This window comes from Pseudonocardia sp. DSM 110487 (assembly GCF_019468565.1).
Taxonomy (GTDB): domain Bacteria; phylum Actinomycetota; class Actinomycetes; order Mycobacteriales; family Pseudonocardiaceae; genus Pseudonocardia.
Map to the genome: position 1 here is coordinate 4,572,813 of NZ_CP080521.1, position 13,726 is coordinate 4,586,538.

Genomic DNA, 13,726 nt, shown 5'->3' on the forward strand with positions numbered 1-13,726 from the left:
GCGCCTGCCACGGAGGTCGTCGTGGCGCCCGCTCCGGTTCCTGGGTCAGGGCGGCCCGAGTACGTCCGGGGTGGCGAGGGCGCGTGCGGTCGCGGCGACGTACTCCTCGGAGGCCTGCTCGGCCAGGCCGAGGACGACGCCCTGCACGAGACCGACCAGGAGCGTCCTGAGGGCGGTGGCGAGGCGCTGTGCCTGCCGCCTCGTCAGCGCGGTGCCGCGGTGCGAGCGGCCGGTGAACAGCGTGGCGAGCCGCTCCTGCTGCTCCCGGACGGAGGCGGCGAGCCTGGCCTGAAGGTCGGGGTCGCGTAGGGCAGTGTCCTGCAGGCTGATCTCGAACGACAGGTGCCCCAGAGCGTCGGGGTCCTCGCCGAGGTCGCGGTAGTGCCGGGCGACCGCCTCGACGGCGTCCAGCAGGTCCAGGTCGGCCGGGACGGCCTGCTCGATCCGGTCGTAGTGCGGGTCGACGTGCTCGGTGACCAGGGCGGCCAGCAGCCCGTTCTTGCTGCCGAAGAGCGAGTAGACCGCGCCGGTGGTCAGGCCGGCCTGCTCGGTGATCTCGTCCAGCCGGGCGCGGTGGCCCTCCTTGGCGACGATCCGGCGCGCGGCGTCGAGCAGCGCGCGGCGGTTGCGTTCCTTCGCCTCCGCCCTTGTCACTCTCATAAGCGGATTATTACAGTAACTGGATTATGAAGCTCGCCGAGTGCATGCGTCAGGTGCCCGATTTCGCGGCCTTCCCGTCGGTGGACGACCTCCATGCCGACCTCGACGCCCTGGTTGCCGCCCACCCCGATCTGGTGCGGGTGCGGCGGATCGGGACGTCGCGGCTGGGGGAGCCGCTGCGCGTGCTGACCGTCGGCGACGGTCCGGCCGACGCCGTCGTCATCGGCGGGCCACACCCCAACGAACCGGTCGGCGGCCTCACCGTCGCCGTACTGGCCTCGCTGCTGTGCCGGGACGCCGCGCTGCGCGCGGAACTGGGGTACCGCTGGCACCTCCTCCCGTGCGCGGACCCCGACGGCGCCCGGCTCAACGAGGGCTGGTTCGGCACGCCGGGCGACCGCCGTGCCTACGCCGAGCACTTCTACCGCCCCGACCCCGTCGAACAGGTCGAGTGGACGTTCCCACTGGCCGGCACGGACTACTGGTTCGACCGGACGCTTCCGGAGACCGCGGCGCTGATGCGGTTGATGGACGAGGTGGAGCCGTCGCTCGTGTGCTCGCTGCACAACGGGGAGCACCAGGGGGTCTTCTTCTACCTCAACCGCGACGACCCGGAGCTCGCCCGTCAGCTCGCCGAGCTGGCGGCCATCGAGGGGCTGCCGCTGCACCACGGCGAACCGGAGCTGCCGGGCTCACGGCTGATCGCCCCGGCCGTCTACTCCACGCACGACGGTGCGCGCGTTGGCGCGATGTTCGGGGCGGGCGCGGGCAGCGCCGACTACGCCGCTCGGTTCGGTGCGCTGCACATCGTGCCGGAGGTGCCCATGTGGGCCGACCAGCGCGTGGCCGACCGGAGCGAGACCGGCACCGGACGCCAACAGCTGGTGGCGAGCGGCGCGGCGGCCCGGTGGGAAGCGCTCGACACGCTGGATGCCGCATTCGCGGCCGTTGCGGACGATCTGACCGTTCGATCGCCGTTCGAGCGCTCGCTGCGCGCCACGCTCGGCACCTTCCGCACGCTCGTCGAGCAACGCGAAGCCCCGTCCGGCGAGGACCGGCTCGCCACGGTGGCGGAGGAGTTCGACCACCGGCAGGCGCTGCACCTGCTCCGGCTCCGCCTGCTCGGCACCTTCCTGCGCATGCTCGACGCCGAGATCGCCGCGGGCAGCCCGACGCCCGCCGTGCGCAGTCAGCGGCGCGTGCTCGGGGACACCTTCGACCGGTGGGTGGGGGAGGCCGTTGCCGACACCCCCGGCCCGCCCATCGAGGTCCGCAGGCCGGTGGCGGTGCAGCTGGGCGCGGTCCTGCTCGCCGCCGCCCGGGCCACCACCCAGGCCCGCGAGTCGGACCGGACAGCGACGGGCAGGTCGATGGCGAGGAGCGCCGAAATCGCTTGATCGGCCGAGCGCGCTTTCTCCAGACTCGCCTCCGATGGAGGAGATCGATCGTGCTCACGCCGCCTGAGCGGGTCGCAGGCGCCGACGTGCTCGACGTGGTGCGCACGCACTGGCTCGACGGCGCGGCGACGGCCGTTCACCTCCCGGTGGGATTCGGCGCCCACCACTGGGAGGTCGGCGACGGCGCGGGGCACCGCCTGTTCGTCACGCTCGACGCACTGGGGGAGCGGCACTCCGCGGAGTCGCTCGAAGGCGCGTACGCGGGCGCGGCGGCGCTGGCGCGCGCGGGGCTACGCGCGGTCTGGCCCTCGATTCCGGCGCGGTCGGGCACGTTCACGGTGCCGTTCGGCGACGGGAGGATCAGCGCCACGGGCTGGCTGGAGGGCCGGACGCCCACCGAGGCGGAGGCCGCCGCGCCCGAGCACGTCGACGAGGTCCTCGCGGTGCTGAAGGCTCTGCACGGGTTCTTCCTGCCGCGCGGCATCCCGGAGTGGGCTCCGCGGGTCGGCACCGACTTCCCGCGCCGGCTCCGGGAGCGGACCGCCACGCCGTGGGCACGCGGCCCGTTCGGCGAGGAAGCCAGGTCGGCCATCGTCGACCGGCTCCCCGACGCCGAGCGCTGGACGCGCCGCTACCTCGCACTCGCCGACGAGGCGCACCAGCACCGGGACGGCTGGGTCGCCACCCACGGGGAGCCGAACTACTCCAACCAGGTCGTCACACCGGACGGGCTGCGGCTGGTCGACTGGGAGTCCCTCTCCCTCGCGCCGCGGGAGCGCGACCTCGTCGACGCCGTCGACAGCGGCGCGGCGACCGTCGACGCGCTGGGCGCCCGGGAACCGATGCTGGAACTCTTCCGGCTCGACTGGCGGCTGTCGGAGATCGACGCGTACGCCGCATGGTTCAGCGGGCCGCACGGCCGCAGCAGCGACGACCGCACCGCACTCGGGGGCCTCTACGAGGAGCTGAAGGTCTGACGCCGCGTCACGGCGCCCAGACGCCGGCCGCGGTCCCGCGGGCGACGTGCTGGGCGTAGGTCTCGACCTTGCCGGAGATCACGTCGAGGGCGTCCGCCAGCGCAGTCATCCGGGCCCGGACGCGCTCCTCGTGACGGCGCAGGAGCTCCAGGCGTTCGGCCTCGTTGCCGGTGCCCTGGCGCACGAGCGTGGCGAACCGGCGGATCTCGGCGAGCGGCATGTCCGACTCGCGCAGGCGGCGGCAGATCTCCAGCCATGCGACGTCGGTGTCGTCGTAGGCACGCCTGCCGCCGTGCCGCCGCACCGGCGAGATCATGAGGCCGTCCCGCTCGTAGAACCGCAGCGTGTCGATGCTCAGCCCGGTGCGGGCGGCGACGTCGCCGATCGTGAGATGGTCGTCCACCCCGCCAAGGGTAGATCGCGGGTTTGACCTGGAGCGTTCTCCAGGTCATAGCGTCGACCGCATGAAGATGATCACGACGATCCAGCGGCCGATCGGCTCCGGCTTCGGACCGGCGAGCACCGCGGCGGAGGTCCTGCGCGGCATCGACCTGTCCGGCAAGCTCGCCCTCGTCACCGGCGGCTACTCCGGCATCGGGTTGGAGACCACGCGCGCGCTGGCGGCGGCGGGCGCGCACGTCGCCGTCCCCGCTCGCCGGCCCGCGGTCGCCGCGGCGGCCCTTCCCGGCGCCGAGGTCGACGAGCTGGACCTCGCCGATCTCGCGAGCGTGGACCGCTTCGCGGAGCGGTTCCTCGCCTCGGGGCGCGCACTCGACATCGCGGTCCTGAACGCCGGGATCATGGCGAGCCCCGAGACGCGCGTCGGCCCGGGCTGGGAAGCGCAGTTCGCCATCAACCACCTCGGTCACTTCGCCCTGGTCAACCGCCTGTCGCCGGCATTGCGGCCCGGCGCGCGCATCGTCGGGGTCTCCTCGACCGGCCACCACCTCTCCGCGATCCGCTGGGACGACGTCCACATCACCCGGGGCTATGACAAGTGGCTCGCCTACGCGCAGGCCAAGACGGCCGTGGCGCTCACCGCCGTGCACCTCGACCGGCTAGGGCGCGCGGCCGGGGTGCGGGCGTTCGCCGTGCACCCCGGCGCAATCCTCACACCGTTGCAGCGGCACCTCGACCGGGCCGAGATGGTCGAGGCCGGATGGGTGGACGAGCGCGGCACCCTGGTCGCGACGCACTTCAAGACTGCGGAGCAGGGCGCGGCCACCCAGGTATGGGCGGCCACGTCGCCGCAGCTCGCCGACCTCGGCGGGGTGTTCTGCCAGGACTGTGACATTGCCCCGATGACCGACCACGTCGACATGGACGCAGGCGGCGTGATGGCCCACGCCGCCGACCCCGACGAGGCCGCGCGGTTGTGGGCTCTGTCCGCCGAGCTCACCGGGGTCACGTGGCCGGGGTGAGCACCTCCACCGTGCCGCGGCCGCCGTCGACCCGGACCCGGTCACCGGTGTGCAGCACGCTCGTCGCGGTGCCCGTCCCGACGACGGCGGGGATACCCAGCTCACGGGCCACGATCGCGGCGTGCGAGAGCGGCGCCCCGACGTCGGTGACGACGGCGGCGGCGCGCGGGAAGAGCGGCGTCCAGCCGATGTTGGTCACGGTCGTCACGAGGATCTCGCCGGGCCGCAGGTCCGCGCCCTCCTCGGCCGAGCGCAGCACCCGCACGACCCCCTCGACGACGCCGCCCGCGCCGGGGAAGCCGGTCACGTCTCCGCTGGCAGATGCCGGTGCTGCCGAGGCCCCGTTGATGTTGGAGTAGACATCCGCGCGGCGACCGGGGTCGGCCGCCCATGCGAACGGGTCGAACGCACCGCGGATCAGCGAGGGGTACGGCGGGAGCGCGGCGTAGCGCTCGTAGGCGGCGCGCCGCTCGGAGCTGTCGGGCACCGGCGCGCCGCGCAGGACGGCGGCGACCTCGTCGACGTCCAGCATGAACACCTCGTCGCCGAGCCCGGCGAGCTCGGCGGCCCGCAGCAGGTAGGCGCGCGCGACGGCGAACGCCCGGATCACCTCGGTGCGTGCCTGCTCGCGCTTGCTCGCGGCGCCTGCCCAGCGCCGCAGCCGCTTCCGCGTGGCGGCCACCTGCTTCGCGTGCGCGGCGACGAGCCGTTCCCACGCGGCGCGGTGGGCCGCCTCCTGCTTCCGCAGGAGGTCGAGGGGGTCGGCTCCGGCCTCGCGCAGCGCGCCGAGCTGCTGCTCCACCCAGCCGGGTTGCTCGGCGGGGCGGGGAAGGGACACCTCGAACTCGTGGGGGCCGCGGTGGCCGTACCGCTCGGTGTAGGTGGCCTCGTCGATGTCCCCGCGCTCGAGCAGCGCCAGCCCCACGACCGGTCCGAGGCTCGCGAGCATCTCGCCGTCGACGGTGATCCCCGACGTGAGCGCGGCCGCGTCGGCGTCGCCGACCAGCTTCCGCAGCCGCTTCTGCACGGTGAGCAGGGCGACCGGGTCGCTGCGGCCCGCGGCGCCCAGCATGTCCGAGCCCGTGACGACGAGCCGGCGCACCTCGTCGTCCCAGAGTCGCGCCAGTGCGGCAGGGTCGCTGGTCGCCTTGATCCGTTCGGTCAGCTCCGCGCAGCGGCGCGGGTTCCCCTCCAGGAACGCGGGCAGTCGCCGCAGGGTGCCGGGCACACTCGCCATGAACCGCACCGCGGTGGGCACGAGCGAGCGGAGCACCCGCATCCGCGAGAGCGGGACCGGGGGGATCGCGACACCGGCCGGCAGCTGGCCGAAGGTGTTCTCGGTCAGTGAGCGGAAGCGCGACTCCGAGATGCCGACGAGCCCCGACATCGCGGCGGACAGGCTCATGTTCAGGTAGAAGCGCCCACCGATGTTGCCGTACCCGCGCAGGTCCGGCAGCGAGAGCGTCGGCATGGCCCGGGACATGAACAGCTGCACGAGCGACCAGGTGCACGGCGTCATGACGTCCGGGATGGCCTCGCCGAGGTTGGTGTTGGTCCACAGGAAGTCGCCGAGGCGGGTGTCGTTCCACGGGTCGCGCAACCCGGTGATCGGCCGGGCCTGGACGATCGCGAGCATCCCGTGGGCCAGGGTCCACTCGACGTCCATGGGCCGGCCGTAGTGGGCCGCGATGCGCCGGCCGAGGGCGGCGAGCTCGGCGGCGCGGGCGTCGTCGAGGACGGGGGCGCGGCGCCGCTCGGCCGGCACCGGCCGCTCGGCGGGACCGTCGGGTGTGCGGACGGTCATGACCTCCTTGTCACCGGTGCGCCGTTCCCGCACCGCGCCGGTGGCGGCGTCGAGCACCAGCTCGTCCGGGGTGACCTGACCGCCCACGAGGGACTCGCCGAGCCCCCACGTCGCGTTGACGACCATCCGGTCGGTTGCGCCGGTCACCGGGTCGGCGGTGAACAGCACGCCGGCGGCGTCGGCGTCGACCAGCTCCTGCACGACCACCGCGAGCGCGACGTCGGCCGGGTCGATCCCCTCCCGCCTGCGGTACTCGATCGCCCGCGCGGTCCACAGTGAGGCCCAGCATCGGCGCACCGCATCGACCACGGCATCCGCGCCGCGGATGTCGAGGAAGGTGTCCTGCTGCCCGGCGAAGGAGGCGCCGGGCAGGTCCTCTGCGGTCGCGGACGAGCGGACGGCCACGGCCGGCTCACCGAGCGCGGTGTAGGCCTCCCGGATCGGCGACGCGAGCTCGTCGGGCACCTCGTGCGCCGCGAACAGCGCGGCGATCGCGTCGGCGTCCCCCGAGCCGGCCGCGGCGACGATCCCGTCCTGCAGCCCGTAGTGGGCGACGAACCGCCGGTAGGCGGCCGTGGTCACGTGGAAGCCAGGCGGCACCGGCAGTCCGGCGCGCTGCAGCGTGGCGAGTGAGGCGCCCTTGCCGCCGACGGTGGCCAGGTCGGCCCTGGCCGCGTCGAGGGTCAGCACGTAGGTGTTCTGCGTGCTCGTGGTCATGCTGTCTCCTCCGTGGTGAGGGCGGCCTGCAGCTGCTCGTCGGCAACGGCCAGCGCGCGGTCGACGTGGTCGCGCACCGCCCGGTCCATGGCCGTCACCTCGCCCGGGGTCAGCGGTTCGGGGCGCTGGAGCGAGCGCCACACCGCCTCGGCCACCAGGCCGGGCACCACGTCGTCGGGCACGCGGAATTCCTCGGGCATCAGGGGGGCGGTCAGGAAGTAGCCGAGGAACATCGCGCTCAACACGGTGACCTGCTCGGCGAGGGTGCGGTCGGTGCGGACCAGGCCGGCTTCCCGCAGCGTCACGACGAGCTCGGTGATACCGCCGGTCGGCCTGCCCTCCTCGGCGGCGGCCCGGGCGAGCCCGCCGAGCACCTCGGTGTCGCGGGTCAGCACGGCCGTGACGAGCGGGCTGCGCTGGTAGGCCCGCACGCTCTCGACGAGCAGCAGTTCCAGGTCGGCCGGCCGCTCAGCGGCACGGAGCCGGTCGCGCAGCTGGGTCAGGACGACCGCTCGCTCGCGGCGCAGCAGCGCGAGGAAGAGCCGGTCGCGGCTGCGCCAGTGCGCGTACACGCTGCCCTTGGCGATGCCCGCCTCGCGCGCGATGTCGTTGATGGTCGTGCGGTCGTGCCCGTAGCGCAGCAGCAGCCGCGCGGCGGCGTCGAGGATCCGGTCGGCTCGCTCGACGGGATCGACGGGAACCCCTCGTGGTGACACTGCTGCTCCTGATGACCAGATGAACGGATCTGGTCATCATGATGCCACGGCGAGCGGAATCGGGAAAGATCGGCCAACCTGTCGTATCTGTAGACACACGCCTTCGTACGTAGACGCCTGCTCCCTGTTAGGCTGCCCTTCGTGTCGAGCGATCGAGAGAGCGGCATGCGTGCTGTCAAGTCGGCGGCGCGCACCGTGGATCTGCTCGAGCTCCTCGCCACCCGACAGAACCGTCCGGCAAGGCTTCGCGAGCTGAGTGAGGCCCTCGGCGCGCCGCGCAGCAGCGTCTACGCCCTGATCCGCACCCTCGTCGAACGCGGCTGGGTCCGCGCCGATCCGACGGGCACGCAGTACAGCATCGGCATCCGAGCACTGCTCGCCGGCACAACGTACCTCGACACCGACCCCTACCTGCGCATCGTCCAGCCGCAGATCACGGACCTGTCGGCCGCGCTGGACGAGACGATCCACTTCGGCCGGATCGACCGCGGGGACATCGTCTACCTCGCCACCAAGGAGTCGACCAAATACATCCGGCCGTTCAGCCGGATCGGTCGCAGGCTTCCGGCGTTCAGCACGGCGATGGGCAAGGCGCTGCTCGCCGAACGCCTCGATACGGGGATCGACGCGCACGTGCCGAGGGAGCCTGCGCCGCTCACCCCGAACACGCTGGTCGACCACGACGCGCTGATCCGCGATCTCGAGCTCACCCGCACCCGTGGGTACGCGATCGACGACGAGGAGAACTACGTCGGGGTGAAGTGCTTCGGCTTCGCCCTGCGCTACAGCAGCCCAGCGACCGACGCCATCAGCTGCTCGGTCCCGGCGGCGAGCCTGGACGAGAGCCGGCAGGAGGAGATCGTCGCGGCGCTCGAGCAGACGCGGCTGGCCATCGAGCGCATGGCGCCCGTCGACCTCACCGCCACCCCCGAGCTCGGCCGCGGGATCTAGGCCGTGTCTGGCGGATCTTGACCGCGGTATTCGCGCCCAGGCCACCCCTGGCTGCGTTGTCGGCCCGACCGGGTATTCCCAATACAACGGCTCGGGCCTCCGCCTTGCCAGGGGCGGCCTGGATCACGAATCCCATCGCCCAAGATCCACGAGACACGGCCTAGCCGTTCGCGTCATGCATGATGCCCGTTCAGGAGGGCTGGCGGGTGGGCATGATCGTGATCTGCTGCAGGTTGACTCGCGCGGGCTGCTCGGCCAGGAAGGCGACCGCCTCGGCGATGTCTTCGGGTTCCAGCCAGGTCATGGCCTGCTTGGACCCGTCCAGCCAGTCCCGCGCCCCGGCGTCGGTGACGTGGCTCTGCAGCTCGGTGCCGACGATGCCCGGTTCGATCGCCGACACCCGGACGTCCTTGGCGCCCAGCTCCGCGCGCAGGGTCCGCGACAGGTGGGTCACGTAGGCCTTGGTGCCGGAGTAGACCGCGAAGTTCGGGAAGATGTTCTGCGCGGCGATCGAGGAGGTGTTCACCAGGTCGGCGACCCCCTTGTCGGCGGCGGCCGCGATCAGCTGCGGGACGAAGGCACCGATGGTGTTCATCAGGCCGGTGATGTTCAGGTCGATCTGGTGCTGCCATTGCTCGACCGGCAGCTCCTCGACCGGAGCCGGCAGCATGACACCGGCGTTGGTGAACAGCAGATCGACGGTGCCGAGCTCGTCGGCGATCCGCTCGGCCGCCGCCCGCAGGGCCGCGGCGTCGGTGACGTCGACAGGCAGGGCGAGCGCGGTGCCGCCGGCCTGCTCGATCTCCTTGACCAGGGTCTCGAGCCGGTCGGCGCGGCGGGCCAGCACGGCGACCTGCGCGCCGGAGGTCGCCAGTCGCTTGGCGGTGGCCGCACCGATGCCGCTGGACGCGCCGGTGACGACGGCGACCCGGCCGGTCAGCGGGGCGGTCTGCGTGGAGGTGGTCATCAGGTAGTCCCCTCGGATGGATCTCGTGGCCGGTCGGCCACGGGATCCACACAACCAGCGCCGGACCGGCCGCAGGCCGCGTTGTCGAGCCCTGCCCGACCGGGGTCGGCCGGACCTGGGTCTGGCAGACCGACCTTCGTCGATCCACGGTCCCGCGCGGCACCGCACAATGGCGTTCATGGAGCACAACGCCGAGCTCAAGGAGTTCCTGCGCTCGCGCCGCGCTCGACTCGGAATCGACGACGTCCAGGTCGGGGGCACCGGGGCCGCGCGGCGCGTGCCCGGGCTGCGCCGGGAGGAGGTCGCGCAGCTTGCCGGGGTGAGCGTGGACTACTACAGCCGGCTGGAGCAGGGCCGCCCGCTCAACGTTTCCGACGAGGTGCTCGACGCGATCGGGCGGGCCCTACGGCTCGACGACATCGAGCGCGCGCACCTGTTCCAGATCGCCCGCATCAACCCGCGTCGCAGGCGACGGCGCAGCCCTGCCCGCGTCCAGCGGGTGCGGTCCGGGATCAGGCGCGTGCTGGACACGCTCGACGACGTCGCCCCGGCCTTCGTGTTCGGCAGGCGGATGGACGTCCTGGCAACCAACCGGCTGGCCCGCGCGCTGATGACCGACTTCGAGGCGCTGCCGCCCCGGGAGCGCAACATGATCCGGTACACCTTCCTCGACGAGTCCACCCGCGAGCTGTATGCGGACTGGGAGGACGTGGCCCGGGACAACGTCGCGGTCCTGCGGCTGGACGCCGGCCGGCATCCCGACGACCCGCTGCTGGCCGAGCTGGTCGGCGAGCTCGCCGTGAAGAGCCCGCAGTTCCGGCGATGGTGGGCCGACCACGACGTCCGCGAGCGCAGCCACGGCACCAAGCGCTACCACCATCCCCTGGTTGGCGACCTCACGATCGACTACGAGTCGGTGTCGCTGCCCGGCGACCCCGACCAGACGCTCTGCATCTACACCGCCGAACCCGGCTCGGCCTCGCAGAACGCGCTGCGCCTGCTGGCCGGCTGGACCGCAGCACCGGGCGCGCCCGACACGGTCGCGTCCGGCGATCGCTCGGGGTCCTGATCACCCGCGACAGGCCGGTTGTCCACGGCGGTCCCCACGACCATGGGCACCCGACACTTCGGATCATGCACGGGCGAGTGCGTCCGGCTCGCCGATGAGCGGGTGGTGGCACTCCGCGCCGTGGACCGCATCGCCGGCCGGCGGCGGGGTCCCGGTCGCGCACACCTCGGTCGCCCGCCAGCACCGCGTCCGGAACCGGCACCCGGACGGCGGGTCCAGCGGGGACGGGAGCTCGCCCTCGAGCACGATCCGCTCGCTGCGTCCGGCCCGATCCAGGCTCGGGGCCGCCGACAGCAGCGCCGCCGTGTAGGGATGCCGCGGCCGCTCGAAGACCTGCTCGACGGGGCCCGACTCGACGATCCGGCCCAGGTACATGACGACGACGCGGTCCGCGACGTGGCGGACGACCGACAGGTCGTGGGAGATGAACAGGTACGACACCCCGAGCCGCTGCTGCAGCTCCGCCAGCAGGTTGAGCACCTGCGACTGCACGGAGAGGTCCAGCGCGGACACCGGCTCGTCGCACACCACCACGTCCGGGTCGAGCGCGAGCGCGCGGGCGATCCCGAGTCGCTGCCGCTGGCCACCGGACAGCTCGGCCGGGTAGCGGCCGGCATCCCCTGGTCGCAGCCCCACGAGGTCGAGCAGTTCCCGCACCCGGGCGGCCCGGTCCCGCGCCGTCCGGAACAGGTCCCGGTGGGTCCACCACGGCTCGGCCACGATCTCGCCCGCCGTCATCCGCGCGTTGAGCGAGTCGTACGGGTCCTGGAAGACCATCTGGACCCGGCGCCGCCAGGCCAGTAGCTCCTTGCCGGTCAGCGTGAACGGGTCGACGCCCGCGAAGCGGATCGTGCCGGTGTCCGGCCGCTCCAGCCGCAGCAGCGTGCGCGCGAGCGTCGACTTGCCGCAGCCGGACTCACCGACGAGGCCGAGCGTCTCCCCGCGGCCCAGCTCGAAGCTCACCCCGTCGAGCGCGCGCACCCGCCCACCTCGAACGGTGAAGCTCTTGCCGAGCTCGCGGACCTCGACCAGCTCAGACATTCGGCACCTCGTCGGGGAAGAAGCAGGCCGTCGCCCGGGTGCTCCCGTGTGGGGCAAGCGGCGGCCGTTCGGCCCGGCAGCGGTCCCGGACCAGCGGGCACCGGTCCTGGAAGACACAGCCGGCGGGGATCGCGTGCAGGTCGGGCGGTAGGCCGGGGATGGAGGGCAGGGGCTCGCCCCGCAGGCCGTGGTCGGGCACCGAGTCGAGCAGCCCCTTGCTGTACGGGTGGCGGGGGTCGGTGAACACCTCGTCGACAGGGCCGGTCTCCACGACGCTGCCCGCGTACATGACTGCCACCCGGTCGGCCTCCTCGGCGACGAGCGGCAGGTCGTGGGTGATCAGTACGAGGGCCATCCGCTGCTCGGTGCGCAGGTCCCGCAGCAGCCGCATGATCTGCGCCTGCACGGTGACGTCGAGCGCGGTGGTGGGCTCGTCGGCGATCAGCACGCGGGGGTGCAGCGCGACCGCCATCGCGATCAGCAGCCGCTGGCGCATCCCGCCCGAGAACTGGTGCGGGTAGCTGTCCGCCCGCACCTCTGGCTCCGGGATGCCCACCCGCGCCATGAGGTCCACCGCCGCCTTCCGGGCCTCCCGGCGCGACAGCCCGCGGTGGATCCGGAACGGCTCGGCGAGCTGGGTGCCCACCGGGTAGACCGGGTTGAGCGCGGTGAGCGCGTCCTGGAAGACGATGGCGATCTCGGGTCCGGCCTTGGCCCTGCGGGTCGGCTCGTCGATGGTGAGCAGGTCGACCGCGTCGGCACCACCACTGTCATGGCCACCGAGCCGCACCGCGCCGCCGGTCACCTCGGCCACCGGGTCCAGCAGCCCGACGACCGCGCGGGCCGTCATCGACTTGCCGCAGCCGGACTCGCCGAGCAGTGCGAGGGTCTCGCCGCGGCGGGCGGCGAAGCTGACGGTGTCCACCGCGCGGACCGTGCCGTGCGGGGTCCTGATGTCGACGCAGAGGCCGTCGACCTCGAGCACGGTGTCGGTACTGGTGTTGCTCGCGGGCGGGGCGGTCACGGACGGGCCTCCTGCTCGATGGGCACGCTGTGCGCCACGCCGGGTCGGCGCGAGCGCGGCGTGAGGAGCCGCCAGCGCTCGCCGGGGTCGCCTGCCAGCCGCACCCATGACGACAGCACCGTCGCCGCCACGGTGACGACGACGATGGCCAGGCCGGGGAAGAACGACAACCACCATGCCGTGCGCAGGTAGCTGCGCCCCTCGGACACCATGAGGCCCCAGCTCACGTCCGGCGGCTGGATGCCGATGCCGAGGAAGGAGAGTGACGACTCGGCGAGCGTGATGTAGCAGAAGTCGAGCGTTGCGACGGTCAGCAGCGTGGGCAGGATGATCGGCAGGACGTGGCGGCGGATGACGGCGCCCCCGGAGGTGCCGAACGTGCGCGCGGCGTCGACGAACCCGCGGCCGCGCAGCGCGGCCGCCTCGGCCCGTGCGGTGCGCAGGAAGACCGGGATCCTGGTGATCGCCAGCACCAGCACTATCGTCGCGATGCTCGGCGCGAACACGTACAGCACGACGACGGCGAGCAGCAGCGACGGGAAGCTCATGATCACATCGGCGATGCGCATCGCGATGCTCTCGCGGCGCCCGCGGTGGTAGCCCGCCCACATGCCGATCACGGAGCCGATGACCATCGACAGCAGCACCGTCGGCAGGGCGACCGAGAACGTCGTCGCGCTCGCGACGATCAGCCGCGCGAGCACGCTGCGACCGAGCGCGTCGGTGCCCAGCAGGCCGAACCAGCCCAGCTCGGTGCTGAGCGGGGGGCGGCGGGAGAGCGCGAGGTCCTGCCGCTGTGCGACCTCGCCGAGCAGTAGCGGGCCGAGCAGCGCGCAGAGCGCGGCGAGCAGCAGCACGACGGCCGCGGCGGTGGCGACCCGGTCGGCCAGCAGCAGCCTGAGGAGCCCGGGGGAGGACCGGCGCGGCGCCGGTTCGCTCGGGGCGGGAGCTGTGGGTGTCAGTTCGGCGGTGCTCATCGCAA

General features: G+C 73.0%; 13 protein-coding genes. 5 read left to right on the forward strand and 8 right to left on the reverse strand.

Annotated elements, in window-relative coordinates; translation table 11 throughout:
* Positions 1 to 45: 45 nt before the first annotated feature.
* Entirely contained in the window at positions 46 to 654 is a 609-nt protein-coding gene (locus tag K1T35_RS21300; protein ID WP_220261873.1) for a TetR/AcrR family transcriptional regulator, read from the reverse strand.
* Positions 655 to 686: 32 nt separating this feature from the next.
* Here K1T35_RS21300 and K1T35_RS21305 point away from each other — a divergent pair, with 32 nt between their 5' ends.
* Complete coding sequence (locus K1T35_RS21305; protein WP_220261874.1) at positions 687 to 2,057, forward strand: M14 family zinc carboxypeptidase; 1,371 nt, start codon at positions 687 to 689, stop codon at positions 2,055 to 2,057.
* Between the two features lie 50 nt (positions 2,058 to 2,107).
* Entirely contained in the window at positions 2,108 to 3,034 is a 927-nt protein-coding gene (locus K1T35_RS21310; RefSeq protein ID WP_220261875.1) for a hypothetical protein, read from the forward strand.
* Between the two features lie 7 nt (positions 3,035 to 3,041).
* On the opposite strand, the gene K1T35_RS21315 is transcribed toward K1T35_RS21310, so the two are convergent.
* Positions 3,042 to 3,437, reverse strand: coding sequence for a MerR family transcriptional regulator (locus tag K1T35_RS21315; RefSeq protein ID WP_220261876.1), 396 nt, complete (start codon positions 3,435 to 3,437; stop codon positions 3,042 to 3,044).
* Positions 3,438 to 3,507: 70 nt separating this feature from the next.
* On the opposite strand from K1T35_RS21315, the gene K1T35_RS21320 reads away from it, so the two are divergent.
* Complete coding sequence (locus tag K1T35_RS21320; protein ID WP_220262736.1) at positions 3,508 to 4,455, forward strand: oxidoreductase; 948 nt, start codon at positions 3,508 to 3,510, stop codon at positions 4,453 to 4,455.
* Here K1T35_RS21320 and K1T35_RS21325 read toward each other — a convergent pair.
* Positions 4,439 to 6,976 carry a PEP/pyruvate-binding domain-containing protein gene (locus K1T35_RS21325; RefSeq protein WP_220261877.1) on the reverse strand — a complete coding sequence of 846 codons (2,538 nt, stop codon included), beginning with the start codon at positions 6,974 to 6,976 and terminating at the stop codon, positions 4,439 to 4,441. The two genes, K1T35_RS21320 and K1T35_RS21325, sit on opposite strands and share 17 nt — an antisense overlap.
* Positions 6,973 to 7,692, reverse strand: a complete 720-nt coding sequence (locus K1T35_RS21330; protein ID WP_220261878.1) for a TetR/AcrR family transcriptional regulator — start codon at positions 7,690 to 7,692, stop codon at positions 6,973 to 6,975. The genes K1T35_RS21325 and K1T35_RS21330 overlap by 4 nt, the downstream gene beginning before the upstream one ends.
* Before the next feature lie 141 nt (positions 7,693 to 7,833).
* Here K1T35_RS21330 and K1T35_RS21335 point away from each other — a divergent pair, with 141 nt between their 5' ends.
* Positions 7,834 to 8,643 carry an IclR family transcriptional regulator gene (locus K1T35_RS21335; protein WP_255622379.1) on the forward strand — a complete coding sequence of 270 codons (810 nt, stop codon included), beginning with the start codon at positions 7,834 to 7,836 and terminating at the stop codon, positions 8,641 to 8,643.
* A 190-nt stretch (positions 8,644 to 8,833) separates the two neighbouring features.
* Here the strand turns inward: K1T35_RS21335 and K1T35_RS21340 are convergent, their stop codons facing one another.
* Positions 8,834 to 9,610 (reverse strand): SDR family oxidoreductase, encoded by a 777-nt coding sequence (locus tag K1T35_RS21340; protein ID WP_220261879.1) that lies wholly within the window; start codon positions 9,608 to 9,610, stop codon positions 8,834 to 8,836.
* Positions 9,611 to 9,788: 178 nt separating this feature from the next.
* On the opposite strand from K1T35_RS21340, the gene K1T35_RS21345 reads away from it, so the two are divergent.
* A complete protein-coding gene (locus K1T35_RS21345; RefSeq protein ID WP_220261880.1) occupies positions 9,789 to 10,679 on the forward strand; it encodes a helix-turn-helix transcriptional regulator in 891 nt (296 codons plus the stop codon).
* 63 nt (positions 10,680 to 10,742) lie between these two features.
* Here the strand turns inward: K1T35_RS21345 and K1T35_RS21350 are convergent, their stop codons facing one another.
* From K1T35_RS21350 to K1T35_RS21360, 3 genes are read right to left on the reverse strand one after another with little or no spacing between them, the layout of a single operon-like run.
* Positions 10,743 to 11,720 (reverse strand): ABC transporter ATP-binding protein, encoded by a 978-nt coding sequence (locus tag K1T35_RS21350; protein ID WP_220261881.1) that lies wholly within the window; start codon positions 11,718 to 11,720, stop codon positions 10,743 to 10,745.
* Positions 11,713 to 12,744 (reverse strand): ABC transporter ATP-binding protein, encoded by a 1,032-nt coding sequence (locus K1T35_RS21355; RefSeq protein ID WP_255622380.1) that lies wholly within the window; start codon positions 12,742 to 12,744, stop codon positions 11,713 to 11,715. Before K1T35_RS21355 ends, K1T35_RS21350 begins: the two co-directional genes overlap by 8 nt.
* Positions 12,741 to 13,721, reverse strand: coding sequence for an ABC transporter permease (locus K1T35_RS21360; RefSeq protein WP_220261883.1), 981 nt, complete (start codon positions 13,719 to 13,721; stop codon positions 12,741 to 12,743). Before K1T35_RS21360 ends, K1T35_RS21355 begins: the two co-directional genes overlap by 4 nt.
* Positions 13,722 to 13,726 lie beyond the last annotated feature (5 nt).

Bases quoted from the DNA above. Each gene is read 5' to 3' on its own strand.
- K1T35_RS21305 (WP_220261874.1), top strand. From the start codon at position 687: ATGAAGCTCGCCGAGTGCATGCGTCAGGTGCCCGATTTCGCGGCCTTC.
- K1T35_RS21325 (WP_220261877.1), bottom strand. From the start codon at position 6,976: ATGACCACGAGCACGCAGAACACCTACGTGCTGACCCTCGACGCGGCC.
- K1T35_RS21340 (WP_220261879.1), bottom strand. From the start codon at position 9,610: ATGACCACCTCCACGCAGACCGCCCCGCTGACCGGCCGGGTCGCCGTC.
- K1T35_RS21345 (WP_220261880.1), top strand. From the start codon at position 9,789: ATGGAGCACAACGCCGAGCTCAAGGAGTTCCTGCGCTCGCGCCGCGCT.
- K1T35_RS21350 (WP_220261881.1), bottom strand. From the start codon at position 11,720: ATGTCTGAGCTGGTCGAGGTCCGCGAGCTCGGCAAGAGCTTCACCGTT.
- K1T35_RS21360 (WP_220261883.1), bottom strand. From the start codon at position 13,721: ATGAGCACCGCCGAACTGACACCCACAGCTCCCGCCCCGAGCGAACCG.